This window comes from Pseudoclavibacter helvolus (assembly GCF_014191305.1).
Lineage (GTDB): Bacteria > Actinomycetota > Actinomycetes > Actinomycetales > Microbacteriaceae > Pseudoclavibacter > Pseudoclavibacter helvolus.
In genome coordinates, this window is the sequence record NZ_JACHWJ010000001.1 from 1,135,755 (window position 1) to 1,154,112 (window position 18,358).

The 18,358-nt window shown below is 67.4% G+C and carries 27 protein-coding genes; 1 reads left to right on the forward strand and 26 read right to left on the reverse strand.

Annotated features, from left to right (window positions below; all coding sequences use genetic code 11):
• Positions 1 to 6: 6 nt before the first annotated feature.
• Together FHX72_RS05325 and FHX72_RS05330 are read right to left on the reverse strand one after the other, a co-directional pair.
• Complete coding sequence (locus tag FHX72_RS05325; RefSeq protein WP_183623433.1) at positions 7 to 810, reverse strand: phage tail family protein; 804 nt, start codon at positions 808 to 810, stop codon at positions 7 to 9.
• Complete coding sequence (locus FHX72_RS05330; RefSeq protein ID WP_183623434.1) at positions 807 to 3,788, reverse strand: tape measure protein; 2,982 nt, start codon at positions 3,786 to 3,788, stop codon at positions 807 to 809. Before FHX72_RS05330 ends, FHX72_RS05325 begins: the two co-directional genes overlap by 4 nt.
• Positions 3,789 to 4,010: 222 nt before the next feature.
• On the opposite strand from FHX72_RS05330, the gene FHX72_RS05335 reads away from it, so the two are divergent.
• Complete coding sequence (locus tag FHX72_RS05335) at positions 4,011 to 4,148, forward strand: hypothetical protein (RefSeq protein WP_183623436.1); 138 nt, start codon at positions 4,011 to 4,013, stop codon at positions 4,146 to 4,148.
• On the opposite strand, the gene FHX72_RS05340 is transcribed toward FHX72_RS05335, so the two are convergent.
• The 24 genes from FHX72_RS05340 to FHX72_RS05455 form a co-directional block, all read right to left on the reverse strand.
• Complete coding sequence (locus FHX72_RS05340; protein ID WP_183623438.1) at positions 4,145 to 4,594, reverse strand: hypothetical protein; 450 nt, start codon at positions 4,592 to 4,594, stop codon at positions 4,145 to 4,147. The two genes, FHX72_RS05335 and FHX72_RS05340, sit on opposite strands and share 4 nt — an antisense overlap.
• 87 nt (positions 4,595 to 4,681) lie before the next feature.
• Positions 4,682 to 5,536 (reverse strand): IPT/TIG domain-containing protein, encoded by an 855-nt coding sequence (locus FHX72_RS05345; RefSeq protein ID WP_183623440.1) that lies wholly within the window; start codon positions 5,534 to 5,536, stop codon positions 4,682 to 4,684.
• A 63-nt stretch (positions 5,537 to 5,599) separates the two neighbouring features.
• Entirely contained in the window at positions 5,600 to 5,998 is a 399-nt protein-coding gene (locus FHX72_RS05350) for a hypothetical protein (RefSeq protein ID WP_183623442.1), read from the reverse strand.
• Entirely contained in the window at positions 5,991 to 6,263 is a 273-nt protein-coding gene (locus tag FHX72_RS05355) for an HK97 gp10 family phage protein (RefSeq protein ID WP_183623445.1), read from the reverse strand. The genes FHX72_RS05350 and FHX72_RS05355 overlap by 8 nt, the downstream gene beginning before the upstream one ends.
• Positions 6,263 to 6,616 (reverse strand): hypothetical protein, encoded by a 354-nt coding sequence (locus tag FHX72_RS05360; RefSeq protein WP_183623446.1) that lies wholly within the window; start codon positions 6,614 to 6,616, stop codon positions 6,263 to 6,265. Before FHX72_RS05360 ends, FHX72_RS05355 begins: the two co-directional genes overlap by 1 nt.
• A complete protein-coding gene (locus tag FHX72_RS05365; protein ID WP_183623448.1) occupies positions 6,613 to 6,972 on the reverse strand; it encodes a hypothetical protein in 360 nt (119 codons plus the stop codon). The genes FHX72_RS05360 and FHX72_RS05365 overlap by 4 nt, the downstream gene beginning before the upstream one ends.
• Before the next feature lie 16 nt (positions 6,973 to 6,988).
• Positions 6,989 to 7,321: a hypothetical protein gene (locus FHX72_RS05370; RefSeq protein WP_183623450.1), complete on the reverse strand. Its 333-nt coding sequence runs from the start codon at positions 7,319 to 7,321 to the stop codon at positions 6,989 to 6,991.
• Entirely contained in the window at positions 7,321 to 8,238 is a 918-nt protein-coding gene (locus FHX72_RS05375; protein WP_183623452.1) for a phage major capsid protein, read from the reverse strand. Before FHX72_RS05375 ends, FHX72_RS05370 begins: the two co-directional genes overlap by 1 nt.
• Before the next feature lie 9 nt (positions 8,239 to 8,247).
• Positions 8,248 to 8,613 (reverse strand): DUF2190 family protein, encoded by a 366-nt coding sequence (locus FHX72_RS05380; RefSeq protein WP_183623454.1) that lies wholly within the window; start codon positions 8,611 to 8,613, stop codon positions 8,248 to 8,250.
• Between the two features lie 2 nt (positions 8,614 to 8,615).
• Positions 8,616 to 9,800 carry a head maturation protease, ClpP-related gene (locus tag FHX72_RS05385; RefSeq protein ID WP_183623456.1) on the reverse strand — a complete coding sequence of 395 codons (1,185 nt, stop codon included), beginning with the start codon at positions 9,798 to 9,800 and terminating at the stop codon, positions 8,616 to 8,618.
• A complete protein-coding gene (locus FHX72_RS05390) occupies positions 9,797 to 11,077 on the reverse strand; it encodes a phage portal protein family protein (RefSeq protein WP_183623458.1) in 1,281 nt (426 codons plus the stop codon). The genes FHX72_RS05385 and FHX72_RS05390 overlap by 4 nt, the downstream gene beginning before the upstream one ends.
• 11 nt (positions 11,078 to 11,088) lie before the next feature.
• On the reverse strand, positions 11,089 to 12,696 hold the full coding sequence (locus FHX72_RS05395; protein ID WP_183623460.1) for a hypothetical protein: 1,608 nt from the start codon (positions 12,694 to 12,696) through the stop codon (positions 11,089 to 11,091).
• Entirely contained in the window at positions 12,614 to 13,042 is a 429-nt protein-coding gene (locus FHX72_RS05400; RefSeq protein ID WP_183623462.1) for a hypothetical protein, read from the reverse strand. Before FHX72_RS05400 ends, FHX72_RS05395 begins: the two co-directional genes overlap by 83 nt.
• A gap of 103 nt (positions 13,043 to 13,145) precedes the next feature.
• Entirely contained in the window at positions 13,146 to 13,397 is a 252-nt protein-coding gene (locus tag FHX72_RS05405) for a hypothetical protein (RefSeq protein WP_183623463.1), read from the reverse strand.
• Positions 13,394 to 13,696: a hypothetical protein gene (locus FHX72_RS05410; RefSeq protein ID WP_183623465.1), complete on the reverse strand. Its 303-nt coding sequence runs from the start codon at positions 13,694 to 13,696 to the stop codon at positions 13,394 to 13,396. Before FHX72_RS05410 ends, FHX72_RS05405 begins: the two co-directional genes overlap by 4 nt.
• Before the next feature lie 117 nt (positions 13,697 to 13,813).
• A complete protein-coding gene (locus tag FHX72_RS05415; RefSeq protein WP_183623467.1) occupies positions 13,814 to 14,656 on the reverse strand; it encodes a hypothetical protein in 843 nt (280 codons plus the stop codon).
• Positions 14,649 to 14,804: a hypothetical protein gene (locus FHX72_RS05420; RefSeq protein WP_183623469.1), complete on the reverse strand. Its 156-nt coding sequence runs from the start codon at positions 14,802 to 14,804 to the stop codon at positions 14,649 to 14,651. The genes FHX72_RS05415 and FHX72_RS05420 overlap by 8 nt, the downstream gene beginning before the upstream one ends.
• Positions 14,801 to 15,142, reverse strand: coding sequence for a hypothetical protein (locus FHX72_RS05425; protein ID WP_183623471.1), 342 nt, complete (start codon positions 15,140 to 15,142; stop codon positions 14,801 to 14,803). Before FHX72_RS05425 ends, FHX72_RS05420 begins: the two co-directional genes overlap by 4 nt.
• Positions 15,135 to 15,377 carry a hypothetical protein gene (locus FHX72_RS05430; protein ID WP_183623473.1) on the reverse strand — a complete coding sequence of 81 codons (243 nt, stop codon included), beginning with the start codon at positions 15,375 to 15,377 and terminating at the stop codon, positions 15,135 to 15,137. Before FHX72_RS05430 ends, FHX72_RS05425 begins: the two co-directional genes overlap by 8 nt.
• Positions 15,370 to 15,738: a hypothetical protein gene (locus FHX72_RS05435; protein ID WP_183623475.1), complete on the reverse strand. Its 369-nt coding sequence runs from the start codon at positions 15,736 to 15,738 to the stop codon at positions 15,370 to 15,372. Before FHX72_RS05435 ends, FHX72_RS05430 begins: the two co-directional genes overlap by 8 nt.
• Positions 15,731 to 16,477, reverse strand: coding sequence for a hypothetical protein (locus FHX72_RS05440; RefSeq protein ID WP_183623477.1), 747 nt, complete (start codon positions 16,475 to 16,477; stop codon positions 15,731 to 15,733). The genes FHX72_RS05435 and FHX72_RS05440 overlap by 8 nt, the downstream gene beginning before the upstream one ends.
• Positions 16,470 to 16,877, reverse strand: coding sequence for a hypothetical protein (locus tag FHX72_RS05445; protein WP_183623479.1), 408 nt, complete (start codon positions 16,875 to 16,877; stop codon positions 16,470 to 16,472). The genes FHX72_RS05440 and FHX72_RS05445 overlap by 8 nt, the downstream gene beginning before the upstream one ends.
• Positions 16,878 to 16,972: 95 nt before the next feature.
• Positions 16,973 to 17,446, reverse strand: a complete 474-nt coding sequence (locus tag FHX72_RS05450; RefSeq protein ID WP_183623481.1) for a hypothetical protein — start codon at positions 17,444 to 17,446, stop codon at positions 16,973 to 16,975.
• Positions 17,447 to 17,457: 11 nt separating this feature from the next.
• On the reverse strand, positions 17,458 to 18,183 hold the full coding sequence (locus tag FHX72_RS05455) for a hypothetical protein (protein ID WP_183623483.1): 726 nt from the start codon (positions 18,181 to 18,183) through the stop codon (positions 17,458 to 17,460).
• Positions 18,184 to 18,358: the final 175 nt, after the last annotated feature.

The following is an 18,358-nucleotide window of genomic DNA, read 5'->3' on the forward strand; positions in this document are numbered from 1 at the left end:
TGGCGGTCACACGTACGTCGGTAGGAAGAACGGCGAGAACTCACCAACGCCGCCGTGCGATTCGAGGTGCGCGATAAGCGACGATCCGGCCGGGACAGTCCATCCCTGCCCCGAGTGCTTGGCGCGATCGACGATCACGCCGCCTTGGCGCACGTACTCCCAGGTCAGGTCCACGTCGTGCACCTGGCCTGCGAGCAGCGGGGCTCGGATGCGCAGCCACCGGTCGCCGCCCCAGAGGGTGTAGCCGTTCGGCATGTTCGTGACGGCGCGCACGAGATGCGTCACCGAAGCGGCGTACGTGCCACGGTTGATCAGCTCGAGCGGCCCGGACGAGTAGGGCAGCCGCCCCGACTCGCCCTGCACTGGTGTTCCGAACTGTCGCGGGTCCGCCGATCGCAACTGGATGAGGTAGTCCGCGACGAAGAGCCGAGACGGGCGGCGCCGGGGTCGGAACTCCGGCAACCCGGCACGTTGGACGTTCGACCACAGCTGCTCGCCGAGCTCATCCACCACAATCCGCTCGAAGCCACCGCCTGTGAGCAGCGACCTGAACTGGTTGCGGTATCGGATGAGCTCGGCTGCAGACTCGGCGACTGCGTGCCCCTCCCAGGAGATGGGGCGCTCGCTCAGCTCACCGGGGAGCTCGAGCGACCCCGGGCCGTTCGGGTTGTCGACCTTCTCGGTGCGGAGGTCAACACCGTCCGACCATCCTTTGATGCCGTCCTTGCCGATGTAGAGCCCGGCGACTCGGTCGTAGTCGTCCACGAAGCCGCGGAACGAGATGCCGCCGATTCGTGCTTGCAAGGTCACAGGACGCTCCCCATCTCGAAGTTCTCCCGCTCCCGCTGGCGACGCAGGAACTCGTCCGTTGTCTCCCCCGGGTACTGGTGGATCTCGTTGTTGAAGTTGACGATCCGGTCACCCTGACGAGCACCGACAGGCTCCCGCACGGTGGTCGCGACGATCGCGCTGAACGATGCGACCTCCTGGGCCTGCGCGGCGACGCGGGACAGCGCTGGAAGGCGCTGCTCCATGCCGCCGGCATAGTCCTCGATGAGCGCGTTACCCGAGAAGGTCGTGTACCCGCGCCCTGAGAACCGCCCACGCTTGGCCGGCGACTGCGGGAAGAAGCCTCCGATGAAGTCCATGACTCCACCGAGGGTGTCCTCCACCGTGCCGAGCATCGCGTCGATGCCGTCGAGGAAGCCCTGGATGAGCGCCTTACCGGAGTCGACGAGCCAGTCACCGATCCCGGAGAAGAACCCCATGATCTGCTCGGGCAGCGCCTGCAGGAAGTTGACTGCGCGGCCGATGTTGACCTCGACCTGACGGACGAACCCCTCGACTCCGGACACGATGCCGTCCCAGATCTGGATGAAGAACCGGGAGATGGCGCCCCAGACGGTGTTCCACGTCGAGGAGATGCCGTTGACGACGTTCGTAATGACCGTCTGCACCAGGGCGATGTAGGCCGTCACTGCGGCGACGATGAATGTCCAGATCCCGACGAAGAATGACGAGATGCCGCCCCACACCGTGTTCCAGACGCTCGTCACAACGGCGAGGACCGTCGTGATGACCGCTTGGACGATGGCGATATAGGTCGTGACCGCGAAGACGATCAGGTCCCACACGAAGGTGAACGCGGCGACAAGGCCGTCCCACACGAAAGTCCAGACTGCGACTATCGCGCTGAGGACGGTCGTGATGATCGTCATGACGATGTTGATGTACGTCGTCACGGCGAACACGATCGCCTGCCACACGAACTGCGCGACGGCGACGATCCCGTTCCATACCCCGGTGAAGAACTCCCCGAGGGCGGTGAACACGGTTGTCGCGACGGCCACGATGTTCGCCCACGCCTCGCCCAGGAAGCGGGTGAACTCGGTCCAGATCGCTTGCCCGAGCTCGGTCTGCGTGAAGAACCACACGATGGCGGCCACGAGCGCCACCACAGCGGCGATGATGAGGCCGATGGGGTTGGCGGTCATCGCGGCGTTCATGAGCCACTGAGCCGCCGCTGCGGCCCTCGTGGCGACCGCGGAGGCAACCGTAGCGACCCGCTGAGCGACGAGACCTGCCGTGTTCCGTGCCGTAGCCAGGAATCCGCCGGTCTGCGCCGCCGTGTTCGTCGCTGTGGCTCCCGTGTTCGCGACGGTCGCCGCGGTGACGGCCGTGCGCGAGCGTGCGAGCTGCCAGTCGATGACGGCGCGGGAGAGGCCGAGCGTGTTGCTCGCGAGGAGGATCGGGGCCTGCGCGACCTGCGCGGCCGTCACCGCCTGGGAGGCGACGCGCCAGGCCACGAAGCCAGCGACGATAGCAGGCATCCAGGCGACGATCGTCTCCGCGTTGTCCGCGAGGAACGAGAGGCCCGAGGCGAGAATGCTGATGCCGCCCGATGCCAGGGTGACCAGTCCGCCGCCGAGCTCTGGCAGCTGCGCCGTGAAGGCGCTGACTGCGGGCATGAGTTCCTGAACGCTCGTGCCGATGCTGCCGAATGCGGGGCCGAACGAGCCGAGCGAGGACGTGAAGCCGGAGAAGCTCGAGAAGTCGAGCCCGGCAGCCGCGTCGACGACCTGGCGAACCACGAATGCTGCGCGCTCCATGAAGCCCGGGAAGCCGGAGCTCGTCACGTCGCCGTCGTTCGCCCGCCATGCCGCGCCGAAGGCGGTCACGCCGCCGCGCAGCTCCTCGAACACGGTGCGCGAGATGAACGCGACCCGCTCCATGAAGCCCGGGAAGCCGGACGAGGTCACATCGCCGTCGAAGGCTTCCCACGACGCGGAGAAGGCGCGGATTCCGCCGGTGACTTCGGTGAGTACCGTGGCGAACCCGGCACCGAACTTGACGCCGAGCTCGGCGGCCTTGGGGGTGATGAGGTCGAGGAGGCCGGTGAAGTCGGCCATGAGGGGCTTGAGCTGCGAGAAGAACCCGCCGCCCTCACCGCCGGCGTCGAGGAACGCTGCGCCGACGCGACCGATGGCGGCCTTGACGTTGTCCCAGGCGCCGACGAATGAGGTCTGGCCCATGATGACGGCGGCGCCGCCGATGTTGTTCTTGACCGCGTCGTAGAAGGTCTGTGCCGAGATTTCACCCTCGGAGGCCATCGTGCGGACTTCGTCGGTCGTCACGCCGATTTCGTCGGCGAGGTACTGCCATATCGGGATTTGGCGATCGGCGAGCTGTTGGATTTCACCCGTGTAGGCGCGGCCTCCGGTCTGTACCTTGCCGAAGATCGACGAGACCTCGTTGAGGCCGACCCCGGCGACGGCGGACACGTCGACGACGTTCTTGAGGTAGTCCGTCATGGCCTGGCCGTTGGCCACGCCTGCGGCGCTGGCAGAGGCGGCAGCGCCGGCCGCGTCGCCGAGGCCGAAGGCAGTGCCCTTGACCGCGGCGAGCGCGGAGTCCATGTTTGCTTGCACGGACGTCGCGTCGTGGCCGAGGGCGCCGAGCTTGGCTCGCGCTGTGTCGATGCCGACGAGTCGGTTGAATCCGAGCGCGGCCGTGATGCCGCCGGCCGCGGTGACAATGCCGGCGATCGGGGTGGCGAGCGACTTGATCGTGGAGCCGATCGAGGTGACGGCGCTTCCGACGGCGGAGGCCGTGGACTTGAAGCCGGATGCGAATCCGGCGCCTGCCCCGGCGCCCGCCTTCGTGAAGCCCGTCTTCGCGCGGTTGCTCGCGTCTGCGGTGGTCGCGTCGACCTCGGCGACCGTCTTGGACCGGAAGCCCTTGAAAGTCGGGAAGATGGAGACGTGGCCGGAAGCAACCTCTGAAGACACCGGCCACCTCCGTCGCTAGTCGATGGCGGTCATTTCCGCGAGCTGTTCGGCCGCGAGGTCGCGGTCGGCTTGCGTGATTGATCCGCGCTCCCAGGGCAGGGGCAGCATCACGGGGGGCGCGCCCTTGGGGCGCATGGAGTTGAGAGTTGCTTCGGCGTGGATGGCGGCGACGAAGTCGCCGTAGGTGATCGGGAAGTCCCACCCGGCGAGTGCTGCCTGGTAGTGCGATCCGAACTCGCGCTGCAGGCGCTTCGCGTGACCGATCGCCTCGCCCCAGGTGACCGTCTTGCCGATGTCGGCGACGGTCAGCCCGAGGCGGGCGCGGAAGTCATACGCGAGCGCGTCGTGGTGCTTGGCTAGCTCCCCGTGGAGCCACGCGATTCCCCCATCGGGGCGCCTGCGACCTTCTGCCAGACCTCGAAGTATTTCTGCGCGAACGCCATCACCGAGACGATGCCCTGGCGTTGGAGCTCGGCGACTTCGTCGCCCTGTCCGAGGAACTCGAGGACGGCCATGATCTGGTCGTCGGCCTGCTCTCCGGCCGCGGTGATCTCGGTGAGCTTGTCGTACTGGATGTCCACCGAGGTCTTGATGATGAATCCGGAGGGGAACTTCGCGGCGACCGACTTCTCGACGATGAGGAACTTCGGCTTGAGTTCCTCCTGCAAGCGCACGAGGGCGGCCTGCTCGTCTTCCTCCGACCAGTTGTCGAAGTCGAGGTCGGCGAGGTCGATCTCGTCCACGACCAGAGCCGGGGCGGTCTTCGCTGCAGGGCGTCGGGTGGTGGTCTTGCGTGGTGCCGTCATGGGACTGCCTTTCATGGGTGATGGGTGGTCCATGGGTTGGGTGGTGCGCCGGCCGAGGAGACCCATGAACTCCTCGGCCGGCGGTTCTTACGCGCCGCGCGTGTAGGGGAAGGTCGCCGAGGAGGTCGACCCCTTCGACACCTGGATCGGGGCGGAGCCTGCCGTGCCCGCGGGAACGACGGCCGTGAGCTGCGTCGCGGAAACGACGGTGAAGCCCGTTGCGGGGGTCGACCCGAATCGAACGGCGGTCGTGCCGGTGAAGTTCGTGCCCGTGATCGTGACCGTCGCCCCGGCAGCTGCCGCAGAGGGGGTTGCAGCGGTGACCGTCGGTGCGGGGTCCGTGACGACGTACTCGGGGTACAGGAACCACTCCGCGTAGTACTTGTCCTCGAACCATTCGTGCGGCTCCCACTGCATGGTCGCGATCCAGCCTCGGTTCGAGCCCTTCTCGGCCTTGTCGCGCTCGAGCTCCGCGATGAAGAACACACCGTTGTCGCGCTCGAGCAGACCGCGGCGCTGGCCCTCGATGGGCTTGTAGACGGTCTCTGCCCAGCCGAGGTATCGCTGCGCGGTAGCGATCTCGCCGACCAGGATGCGACCGTTGGCGTCGGGTGTGCGGCCGCGGATGAACTCGCGGACCACGGCGTCGGTCTGCGCGAGGCCTACCTTGAGGGTCAGCGTGTCTTCGCCGTTGAGCGAGTAGCCGCGCTGGAAGAACTCGATCTTGTCTCCGGCTTCGCCGCCCTGCTCGAAGCCTTCGTCGGCCTTGAATAGGCCGAGCTTGCGGTACGCCGGGTACTTTTCGGACAGCTTGAGCGTGCGGTCACCGCCGTCGACCGACGAGACCACGTTGCCGATGGCAAGTGGGGCGAACGCGAGCGCGCCGCCGATCGGGATGGCGACGGCGCCGAGGGTGTTGCCCTGCTCGTCGGGTTCGTTCATGAGGTGCTCCTTAAATGAGGAAAGCCACCTCGGCGGGTGGCGACAGGTGGGTGTTGGGGAAGGTCAGAGTGACCCGACGACCGAGTAGCCGACGGTGAAGTAGCTGCGGGCGCGGTCCTGCGTTTCCCGCACTTTCATGGGGCCGCGGACGTCGTCGTCGTTGATGGCAGCGACTGGTCCTTCGAGGTAGGCGAGGTTCGGGTCGGAGTAGAACGCGATCAGCTCGCGCGCCAGGTCGTTGACCGGCTTGTCGTTGGTGCGGGTGCCGCCGACGACGGTGAACCCCACGGTGCGCTGGAAGCTCACTGGCGACGTCTTCGCCCCCGAATCGTCGCGCACGACCACGAGAAGTTCCGGCCATTCGCTCTCGGGGAACTTGTTGTCGAACTCCGCTCGAGGGAACTCGTCTCGGCCGGTATTGGCGAGCCAGAGTTCGAGGTCCGGGGGCGTGATCCTAGCCACCGCTCGACCTCGTGACAGCCTGCGAGAGGGTCCCAGACTGCGACTCGATGATCATGGCCGCCTCGTCGTCTGACACAACAAGAAACCTGACCCGATCCGACATGTCGTCGCGCACCACGTGGATACTGTCGCGATAGTCGCCGGTGTCGACGGGGGCCAGCGTTTTCGCATTCCCCTCAACTTCGTCGGCGCCCGACTTCACGAGTGCCACGACCTCCGGGGACTTCGCGAGGCTCCGAATGTAGTCGTCGTTGAAGTCCGCCATCAGCCGTGCACCTCCCGGAGCCGCACCGTCTTCACGGGCTGCCAGCCAGTGAACGGGCTGACGTCAGCCGCCGGGAACCCCTCGACAGACCAGACGCGGTCGCCATCGCGGATACGGTCGCCAAGCTGCACGTCCGCAGCCGCGTCGGGCAGGTGGAGCTCGGCGGAGGAGACCGTCTGGTTTCGGTTCGGTTCGGCGCCGGACCCAGCGGATGCGCCGGTGTCGAGGAACCCGACAACAGTGAGCGTCGAGGGGTTCGTCCAGTCGTGGGCCGGATTCTTCGGGTTGTATGCGTTGTCAACACGCGTCGCCCGTTCGCGGACGTAGGCCTGCGTGAACGGCAGATGCATCATCGGCGGTCCTCCTCGGGCCAGAGGTGTCGGAGCGGGCGGGCTGTCGGGAACGAGCCAACAGGTTTCCGGGCGCTGGTCGTGTCACCGGTCAGGCTCCGTAGGCCGTCTCGCTCCTGCGCGGAGAACCACGAGGCGACCTCGCGGTATCCGACTCGGGCCGAGCCCAGCCCCTGGTTCGCGATGCGCCGCGGGGCGGCCGTCACTGCCTCGCGAGCTGCCCCGAGCAGAATCTCGACTGCCGCGGCCTTCGCTTCACCCTCGAGAAGGTCGATGCCGGGGGCGATGGAGCGCGCGTACACGAGCACGACTCGTGCAGTGCCCTGGGGAATGCCCGAGAGATCGTCGCTGCTCAGCACTCCATCACCCCCTTCATCATTTCGAGCCCGGAGCTGACTTCGACGCCGGGGACGCCTTCGCGGCCGGGGTCGGAGCCTCCGCGGCAGCCGCATCAGTGGCCGCCTGCTCGACTGCGGCAGCCTGCGCGTCCGCGGCGGCCTGCTCGGCGGCGGCCTGGTCCTCGGTGGGCTCGTCGTAGACCTCCTCGACGAGCCCGACCGAGATGGCGTGTTCCACGCTCTCGTCCGTGAACGCTTCGAGCGGGATGGGTGCGCCTCGGTACAGGTAGCGTTCGGAGGCGTCCTTCGTGACGAGCACGACGGCGGCTCCGGACACGATGTGTCCCGTCAGCTTCTTGCGGGCACCCATCAGAGGCCCGTGTTCGTGAGGCCGACGCCCGCGAGCGGGTCGGTGACGACGGGCACGGTGACGCGGCGGGCGCGAACCTCGTACTTGTCGTCCTTGTGGCGCTCGGACTTGGTCTCGACCCCGGTTGCTCCGGCGCTCGAGTATCCGGGCGAGCCGAGCTTCTCGTCGGCCATACCGCCGAGCTGCTCGCGGTCCACGAGGAGCGGGGTGCTCGACGTGTAGAACGGCGAGGTGACCCAGTTGAAGCCGAGCGCGTCGACGGGCAGGTTGCCGGTGATGGCGACGTTGCCCTGCTCGCGTGGGAGCGCCTTGTCGTCCATGAGCATGCCGACGAGCTTCGCGTACTGTGCGGGCTTGAGGACGACCGTGTCGAGGTTGAGGCCGGTGCCGAGGTCCTGGCGGGTGGTGGCGATCGTGTAGAGCGCTTCAACCGCCTTGCCTGCGGTCGTCCACGCGGCGGGTGATGCGAAGGTCGAGGTGATCTTCGACGAGACGACGGCCATGGCCGTCGAGTCCACGTGACGGATGACGGTGTTGGCGAGGCGCTGCAGGCCCTTGTTGACGACCGAGATGCCCTGGCGAGCGATGCGCTCGTCGGTGATGTCAGTCTCGAGGCCCCACTTGACAGTCTTGGCTGCGGCCATCTCGCCGAGCGTCATGACCGTCTTCGGGTACTCGGCACCAGGGGCGACGGCCTCAGGTGCGTCGGCGGCGAAGATTTCCTCGCCGGTCTCGTAGTAGACGCCGCCTCCGGCCGCGGAGAATCGGCCCGTGAGCAGGTAGTCCGCAATGAAGCGCATCTTCGTGATGTCCGCGATGCGCTTCGCGATGATGTTTGGGTTCTGCAGCAGGAGGTGAATCTGCTGAGTGGTGAGCGTCCCCTCGGGGCGCGCCACCGGGTAGGTGTACGAAGGCATCCGGGTCTCCTAGATGAACAGGACGTCGATGACGTCGTCGACGGCGGTCGCTGCTTCGAGGGCGAGGCCGATGGGGTTGGTGGTGGCTCCGATGGTCTGGACCTTGCCCGCGGTTGCGGACGAGACCTTGGCTCCGGCGGCGATCGCGGCGCTTGCCGTGAGCTGCTGCACACCCTGCGCGCGGGTGTAGACGGTGACCTGTTCGCCGATGGGCGCGTCGAATCCGGCGACGCCCACGACGGCAGCGGAGTCGGCTCCGGCCGGTCCGACGGTGCGGTTGCCGGTGACCGCGACCAGGCGTCCGCCGATGACGTCGGCAGACGCGGTGAACGTGACCGCGCCGCCCGGCTTGAACTTGGGAAGGTAGTCGGCCATGGTCAGTTCTCCTTCGTTGCCCGGCCGGCAGCTTCGAAGAGCTGGTCAGCTTCGGTGGTGGTCTCGTCGGTGTGGCCGAGCTCGGCGACCGGGAGCATCGTGTTCTTCGGCAGCGACGCGATGAGCGTCTTGGCGGTGTCCTCGTTCTGCTCGAGGCTCGCGAGCCAGGAAGCGCGCGACGCTGGGGCGATGCGGCCCTCTTGGATGGCCGTCGCGAGGATGCCCTCGCGGCGCTGTCGCGTCTGCTCGTCGAGAGCGGTGCGGCCAGCCTGCGCATCCGACTGCAGCTGCGCGAGCACCTCGGAGTCGATGAGCGTCGTTCCGGCGGGTGCTGCCGCGGATGCGCTCTCGTCGGTGGTCTCGTCAACCTGCTCGTCGAGGGCCTCGTCGAGGGCGTCGAGGATCTCCTCGTCGGTTGCCTCGGTGTCGGTGACACCGAGCCGGTCGCGGAGCCCTTCCTTCAGGGTTTCGTAGGTCATTTCTGAACCTTCCGTGGTTGTGTCGCTCGGCTCGGTTGCCGTAGCTACGTGGGTGGTGGGTGGAGCGGGAGCGTGGGCGCGGCCCGCGTGAGCGAACTTCGAGAGGTCGAAGTTCGCCTTGGAAGCGGGCGCGTCGGCCCACTCGTCTGCCAGACCCGCGGTGACGGCTTCCTCAGCCGTGTACCAGGTCTCTGCCTGCATCAGGGCCCGCCATTCTTCGCGCGTCCCGCCCGCTCGAGCCGCGTAGGTGTCGGCGTAGGAGTCGGAGAGTTTGTGCAGGGCCTTCGCGGTGTCGTCCATCGTTTGCGCGTTCCCGTAGGCCATGCCCGAGGCGTCGTGAATCATCAGCTCGGCGCCGCGGTTCATCGTGATGTGGTCGCCCGCCATCGCGATCAGTGACGCGGCGGACGCGGCGAGCCCGTCGACGGTGACCTCGACGCGCGCCTTGTGACGACGCAGCGAGTTCATGATGGCGATGCCATCCCATGCGGAGCCGCCGGGCGAGTTGACGTACAGGTTGATCGTCTCGACGTCGAGCGCGTCGATCTGCTGAGCGAACGCCTTGGCGCCGAGGCCGTATCCCCAGTACTCGCCGATCTCTTCGTAGATGTAGACGTCGGCCGCGGAGATTTCCTGCTCCTCGGTATCGGCTTTCGCTTGGATGCGGAACCAGGGTCGGTCCTCGCGGCCGGGGGCCTTGGCGGTCATGCTGCTCCTGCTCTCGTCTCGGGTGCGCGGGCCGGTGGTTCGCGTCGGGTGGCGCTGTCCTTGACTGGCAGCTGGTAGCGCGTGCGCATGTACGCCTCGAGCGCTTCGTCTGGCTCGATCGCACCGCATTCGATGAGCTGCTTGACGGCCTCTGCCGTCGCGGGCTGCTCGTCACCAATCGCTGATGCGACCAGGCGGGGCGCTGGCTCTGCCGGACCCCAGTTCGCATCGACGAGGTCTTCGACGACGTGTTGCTGGGTGACGTCGGCGACGCTCTTCGCGACCGCGTTGAGTGAGTCGGTGAAGAAGTTCGCGAAGGTCGATCCGAGCGCCCACGATCCCGTTTCGGTGCCGAGGTTAAGGAAGTGGGCGAGCACTGCGCGAGCGATCTGCTCGTCGTGGTATCGGATGGGCTTGTCCGTGTCTGGCAGGTCGCCGGTCACGCCCATCAGTTCGAGCTTCGATCCGGCGGGGATCGCAGCTCCGGCCGCTTCTCCTGCTCGGAAGTTCGTGACGAGCTCGAGTCCGGCTTCCTTCTCCGACTCTTCCCATGCCTTGTGTTCTTCGGGCTCCGCTCCGTCGGGCACGGGAGCTCCCGTATAGACGGGCACGCCGAGGCCGTTGCGCTCCACAGTGAGTGCCTGAGCGCGCAGCATCCGGTCCTTGAGGAGCCAGTTCTTGTAGGCGGTGCGCAGCAGGCTGTTGCCCACCCAGTTCGCGCCCTCGCGCTCGTTGACATACACGACCAGGCGATCGACCGTCATGCGCGCGCCCCGGGTGTCGAGGCCGTACTGCTCCACGGCCACGAGACCGCCGTCGGGTGCCACGTCGAACTTCGCGATGGTGCGAGGCGGGCGCCATGCGAGCTTGCGGAGGTGCGCGACGCCGTCTTCCACGCGGTAGACCTGCTCGAACACCGAGTGCCCGAACACGAGCTGGGTGAGCGCGAGGCGGAGGTGGTCGTCCCACGAGAACCGATCGCGGGTGCGGAGTGGCGCAGTCGGCGGGCGCCCCTTGACGTCGAGGCCTAGGTCGGTCGCGACGAGGTCGACGACTTCGTCCCGGGCTCCGGCGGGGTCGATGGTCCAAGATGTCGACCGGATCGGCATCATGACGGCGCGCAGCACGGACCCGACCTGCGAGTCTTCGCGGCGCATCTTGTCGTACACCTCGAGCGAGAGCGGCCAGCGCAGTGCGGGGTTGGTCTCGACGAGGTCGGCTCCGAGCGCGCCCCAGCCCGCGAGTGATCCGCCGCTCTGGTAGCCAATTTCGGTCAAAGGGCACCTCCTCAGAACTGGGTCGTCGCGAGGTTGTCCTCGGACGGGGCGACCTCGGCGCGCGCGACAGCGGCAGCCTTCGGTGGGGGCGGTGGGGTGTCTTTCTTGGGTGCGGCTTCGGATTTGAGCACGCCCCAGTGAGCCCACGTGACGGCTTGCGCCTGCGTCACGGGCTTCGTTGGGTCAGATTGCTCCCATGTGACGCCCGCGCGTCCGATGTTGCGCGTTGTCGCGAGTTGCAGGGAGAGGGTGACCTCTTCCTGAGGGCGATGCGGGACGAGTCCGGCGTTCGAGTACTCGAGGAACAACGAATGCGCAGCAGCGATCTCGTCGAGGTTCATCGGCAGATACTTGACCTTGGCTTCGTCGAGGGCGGAGAGCACAGCCGCAGCGTTCTTCGGGTCGACGACGACGAGCGCGTTGCCGAGCTCGGCCTTCAGCGCCTTGACGTCGCCTGCCACCCAGCGTGTGCCAGCGGCTGTCTTGTGGTGCTCAACAGCGATGGACTCGGAGTCAATACGCACGGCCTTGCCGATCGTGGCGTAGCCGCCACCGCGGCCGAGCGCGAGAGCGATCACGGCGCCATCGCCGACGACTCCGGCGTCCTCTCGCGCGTGCCTCTTCCAGACCTCGAGGTCGAGCTCGGGCAGCTTCTCAGCGGTCTCTTCCTCGTGGCCCGGCCAGATCGAGAGCCGTTGCCGCGCGAACGCTTCAGGGCTGGTCTGGCCCATGCGGTCCCAGTCGTCCTGCACGGTCTTCCACGCGAGGCGGATGCCGAGTCCCGGGTTTCCCTCGCGCCACACCTGCGGGTCCCCGAGGTTGATGAGCTTCGCGAGCTTCGGATCGTCGGACCCGACCGGGGTGTGTTCGATCCATCCCGTGCGGTCGAAGCCGCCCAGGCGGCCGCGATCGCGCAGACCCTCGAAATACTCGCCGTCCTGGTCTTCCTTCGGAACGGTGCCCGTGAAGAGGACCTGCTTGTTCGGGCTCGCGTCCGTCGTCGGAAGGAGCGCCTCGAGGATCGTGAGCGGCGAGTGCTGGGCCTCGTCGACGATGAGCACGTCGAACGACATGCCGACGCCGGCCGCTCCGGTGCGAGTGAAGAACACGAGGCGGTTGCCGTTGCTGAGCTCGATCGCCCAATTGCCGTTCCCAGTGGATATGCCCGTGACGCCCTGCGCGGTCTGCTTGCCGCCGCCCACGAGCTGCGCGCGGAGGATCGGCGAGGCCAGGATCGCGCGGCGAGCTCGGCGGAACGCCTCGCGAGCGGTCGGCCCCTCGTGTGCGGTGTGCCCGATGAGCTTGGGGGCGCCGTCCTCGCGCGGCCACAGGAACAGGTGCGCGATTTCGTACGGCAGGAGGATGTTGCCCTTGCCCTGCTGGCGCGAGACGAGGATCCCGAACTCGGTGGCCGCCCACTGCTCATCGTCGTCGATTGACGTGATGGCCTCGAGCGCGCCTTCCTGCCATTCGTCGCAGCGAACGCCAGCGAGGTCGCAGAGGTCGAGGACGTCGTCGAGGAGCGTGTCGACGCGACTAAGCGGAAGCGTCCTGACCCGGGGCTCTTGCAGCCCGAGCAGCTGCTCGCGCGGCGCGGGCTTCGCTGAGCTGCTCGGCAAGGCTCTTCTCCTTCGGCACGTCGGCGTCGGTTTGCGATGCCTCGACTGCCGAGCGGAACTCGCGAGCGATCGGTGCGAGCTTCGTGGGGTCCTTTTCAGCGACCGTCTTGAACGCAGTGCGGAGTGTGTCGACGATGAGCTTCATGTCGTCGCCCTCGGGTTGCTCAGCGACAGTCTCCGGCTCGCTCGGCGGCGTGAACGTCGGCGATGCGTCGGCCGGCGAGCGGCGAGCGGCGCGACGTTCGGCGGCGTGCGCTTCCCGGCAAGCGTCGTCGATGGGTTCCTTGTTGCGGAGGTGGCGACGGTAGGCCGAATCCGTGCCGCAGGGGGCCTTGGGGCGTCCCATCACCCCACCCCCTCGCAATTCCCCCACATTCCGGAAATTACACACGGAGAGAAGCGCCAGGTGGCGGCGGGAAGCTGGCAGCGAATGAAGGTTTCTGGATTTTTTAGCGACGTGGGTGAATTGCGACCGCGGCGTTCGCCGTCGACGTCGCAAGACACGGCCTGACCTCTTGCATGAGGTACGTCGTGTGCTCCTCAGCGATGCTGCCGAGGACGAGGATGGAGTCGGCCATGATCCCGCGCGCAGCGTGCGGCGAGCGAGGCGTGACGATGGCGACGGGTTCGATCCCGACTGCCTTCGCTCGTAGCCGACCGACGAGCTGCGAAGGTGCGATGACTACTACTCGATCGCTCATGTCGCCTCCCATATCTCGGCTGCTGCGTGGTTGCTCTTGCGTGAGTTGCAGCGGCGGTGCATCGGGACAAGGAAGCCGAGGAGCTTGCCGCCGTTGTCGAGCGCCTCGTCGTGGTCCGCGGTGAAGCTCATCGCGTCCGTGGCCGGGAGGTCAGCGTCGATCTGCTCGCCGCACCCCCACCCCGAAGGGGAGGCATACCCGCAGGGCAGCTGCTCCCGCTTCGTGCGGCGCTTGAGGGCGGCCTGCTTACGCCGGAACGCTCGGTGGCCGACGCCGTCTCTGACCGGGTGTGAGCCCATAGCTCACCTCCTCGATCGCAGGCCGGGAACGCAGAAGACCCCCGGCCGTTGGGCCGAGGGTCTTCGCACAGTCATCGCTCGGGAGCATCCTAATACGAAAGTGTCCAGAACCGGGGATTAAAAGGCCGTCGCGGCGCGCTGCTCCTCCTTCCGCTTCGCGAGCCGCTTCCCCGCGCCGAGCTCCGCGTGGCGGACGTTGCCCGCACGAGGGGCCTGCCCAGGCACGTCGAGGTCGCGCAGGGCACTGAGTCGCCGCACCTCGAGGTCCCCGCCAGCGATCCAAGCCTCGATCGTCGACTTGCTCCGACCGATGCGCCGGCCCAGCTCGCTCAGCGTCACCCACTCCTGCGGCTGGTACACCCGCGAACACGACTGGCAGAGCGCCTGGCCGGGCACGAGCGGGTCGGCCAGCACGTCGCGCGCTCCGCAGTTCGCACACTCGCGCGGGCGCTGGCGCGTCGGCTGGCGGCTTTCGAGTGGCCAGCGGACCGCGGGCTTGCCGAACCAGTCGTGCACGTTCTCGACCCACGACTCGAACGCCTGGTGATCGAGGATGTCGACCCACCACGTTTCGAGGCGGTTCGCGAGGGTCTGCGCCCAGACAGTGATGGTGTCGATGCCGTTCGGCTCGGTCACGACGATCGCGGGGCCGGTCACCTCGCCGTTTGCGGTCCGGCGCACCATGTAGTCGAAGCGTTCCCACTCAGGGCGCTCGAGCTTCTCGGACCAGTACGAGACTGAGTTGTGTAGCTCACGGAACACCGCGTCCAAGTCGTCGAGCGGTGCTCCGCGCAGCGGCAAGCGCCGAACCTCGGCCGCCACAGGCTGACCATCACGAGGAGCCGCGGACGGCAGCGTGAGGGCCGCGAGGTGACCGCAGAGCTCCGGCATCGCCTTGACCATCGCGAGAGCGTACCCGGGCGTGCGGTACTGCTCCTCGCGAGTCATGCGCTCAATCACGCTTGTCCTTCCTGGTGCTCGAGAAGACCTCGGGCGTCGCCCGATACTTCGCCTCGACCGACTTCTGGATCGTCTGCATAACCAGCGCGATCACGATCAGTGCAAAGAACGCCACGACCACCGTGAACGCAACCCATTCCCACGTCATGCCTCTACCTCGATTCCCAGCGCCTGGAGCGCCGCTCGAAGCGCAGCCGACCGGCCACGCCCATTGTTTGCCCGGTACACGCCCCGAGCGACGTCGAACGCCTCGACCGACACCACACGAGGCTCGGCCTCAATCCGCGAGCGCTCAGCACGACGAACAGCTTCATCGTGATCGGTGAGCCATTCACGCATCCGCTCGGCGGCTTCCCTGGCCTCGCCCGGCGTCAGACACACCCGGCCACCCTTCTGCGTCAAGTGCGCCGAGATCTCGCCGAGCTTTCCAACCCGCACCGCCGAACGGATGGCCTCCGCGAGCGAGACAGTTGTTGCCTCACACATGAGAAACCTCGCCAATGCTGGTGCCGTCTTCATCCCATGCCGGAACGAACGCGACCTCGGCATCGGGCTTCTCGCCCCGAGCGATGGACCATCCATCACGCTCGAAGTCGTAGCTGATGCGCAGGTCATCCGCCGCCCTCACGTCGTACAAGCTCACCGCGACCGACGAACCGTTGCCGTCTACACGCGGATACCAGAGCGCCCCGTCTTGCGTCTGCATCGGGGCCTCAGCCACGGTGGGACCTCCTCATTGCGTCGAGAACTGCGGCTGGCGACGGCGACCAGAGCACACGCACAGGCACGAGCTCGCGGCGCTCAGCCACCTGAGCGACGACAAGCGACCTGACCGGGAGCGGCACGACAGCGGGCGGATCATCGAGACGAACCGTCCACGAGAACGGCTCACCCCGAATCGCCGCCAGCGCACTCGCCACGTCACCAGGCCCAGCCTCACGCCCCTCACGCCACCCGGCCCTGAAGCCGCTCTCGTACCCCGACAAGATGCTCGGGAACAACACTCGATCCGCTAGCGACTCCGGCGACGACAGCACCTTGTGAGCCACCATCGAACGCATGACCTCGTCGCCCTCAGCCACGGGACACCTCCCGAGCAGCTTCGAGAGCAACCCTGAGTGCGTCGGTCAGGGACAGCGGGCCGTCCAGGTCGAGGTAGGCAACTCGCGCCGCCTCGACCTCCGCGTCGGTGACCTCGCGGGACTCGGCCAAGGCGCACGGCCACTCGACCGTCTCCGCATAGGTGCCGTCGCCCTGCCGACGTGAGCATTTCGCGCACACCGTGTCGCTCGGCTCGATGTCCACCGGGCGGTGCTCCTCGCGGGCCTCGGGTTCGAGAGCGAGCGACGAGAGCACGGCGTCAGCGAGCTTGCGGTAGTGCGCTTGCTCGTCGAGGTCGAGGATGTGCCACGGCGTCGGCGAGCCGTCGTAGTTGCGGCGGCCGTCCGCCTCGAATAGCGCCCGCGCGATCTGCTCCCGGTCGGGTCGCTTCGCGCGCTCGGCTGCGAGCCGCTGGCTCAGGTCCTCGATGATCCCCCAGAGGTCCCGAGGGCTGCGGCCATGTTGGGAGCAGTCCTCCATCGGCCCGTCATTGACGTTGCACCCTCCGTCGCATGGGAGGTCGGGGTGCTTCGCGCGCTCGTCGGCCCTGACCTCAGCGTCGTGCGCGGTCAGCCACCGGTCGAACTGCAACCCCGCGAAGACCACGTCGGCGGGAGTTGGCATCTTCGCGACCGTTCCGTCTTCGTAGTAGGCAGTCGGCCCCTTGGCGTAGTGTCTGCGCACGAACTCAGTGGTCGGCGTGTACTCCTGCTCAGCCATCTTCACCAGCTCCTCTCTCGACCAGGACCACACGGCCCGTCTCCCTGCTCTTGGCCGCCGCCGCGACATGGCGATGGTCTGCCGAGTCGTAGTCGACCCACCACCCCTCGCGCTCTGACGGTCCACACAGGTAGCCGTAATCGTCCTCAGCCAGCAACGACGAGTCCGGCATCTCCGAGTACTCGAACTCGTCTCGCCCGTTCAGCACGTAGCTCATGAGCGCGGAATGTTCGGCCTCAGCTGCGACTTGCTCAGGCAACGGCTCGTAACGCAGCTTTGGGCGAGGACGATCCGGCTCGGTCACCGCATGCTCGTCCGCGACGACGATCGCGCTCAAGGGTCGCTGGAGTGCGCGGGCTACCTTGAAGCCCGTGGCTTGCCCGTACCCCTGCTCAGCCACGACGGGCCTCCTCTCGATCGTCTTCCCGGAGGTCGAGCACCGCGCACGGGCACCCACCATCGCCAGCCCAGAACGGGCACAACTCCTGCTCGCACCTAGCCACGACGCACCGCTTCGAGCTGCTGCAGCACGAGCGCCGCGACCGGCTTCGCACCCCGCATGAGCACCGCCCACTCCGACGGGTTCGCCTCCGGCGTGAACGGCTTCCGCTCGCTCGCCTGCGTCATCCCGACAAGCGCATCCGCGATGACCAGGAGCTCGTCTTTGCTCGCCGGCAACGGCTCCACCCGCACACCAGCCTCGCGAAGCAGCAGCTGCTCACCGACCCCCAGCACACCCGCCGACGACGCCTTCGCGTACACAGTCGCCTGCTTCTCGCTCACCCCCGACGCGAACAACATCGCCGCCATACGCACGCTCTCACCAGTCGGAGCGCCCAACGCCCGAATAGGCGCCAGCACCGCGCGCAACTCAGCCACCTCATCCACGAGCTGCGTGAACTCCCCGAACGTCGGGTTCTTCCACCTCTCCGCACGCGCCTGCATCTCCTCAAGCCGCTCCGGGCTCACCCGCGCCCCCATCAGAGCACCGACCCGAGGTCGAAGCCGCGCGGATAGACGCCCGCGACGTTCGTCGCGAAGTCGATTCCGAACACGCCCGTGCGAGTGGTCGACCCCGGGACGACGAAGGCCAGCCCCACCGGAGGGTCCACCACCCGGCGCTCGGTATCCACTGCGAGCTCCACCCGCCGCCGCGCATCCCCGAAGTAAGACGCCGGCAAGCTCCCCAGGATGCGCTTCTCCAGGCGATCCATGATCCGCTTCGCCTCCTCACGACGCAGCGCGGCGAGGTCCTCCTCCGGCGTCAGGCGCACGAACTCCACGCCAGCGAGGTCCGGAGCCACCTCCGCGACCTCCACGGCCTTGAACGACCGCGAGCGCGAAGTGAAGCGGCGAGCAGGATGCGGGAAGTTCGAGCTGTTCTCGAGCTCCCAGAGCTCCGCCTCCGCGCCCTCGCCAGTGAGGTACCAGCCCGCCTCAGCCGGAAGACCGAACGTGAGCTCCCGTACGAGCTCGAATGTCACACCGGCCTTGGCCAGGTGCACGGCATCGACGGCCTGTTTCCGAGTGTCGGCCTCGGGACGGCGGAGCATCACCGACGTCACCGTGTCACCCGGGAACCCGACCCCCACGCTGTGCTGGATCGACGTCACGACGAACTCGCCGCCTGTCGACAACCGGATCCGTTGCAGGCACTGCATGTCCTGCGGTGTGATCGGCTCTGTAATCTGCTTCGTGATCTTCATGCGCTCTGCTCCTCTAGTTGCTGTGCCCCCACCACGACGGCGGCAGGCTTCCTTCTCGTCTTGCTGACTAGTTCCCCGTGACACCGGCACTCGTCCGGCCTGACCGGCTCACACGCCCCATGCGGCCCCCGCCAGCAGCAGGACCGGCCGCACGCGCCCGGCTTCCCGGCGTGCT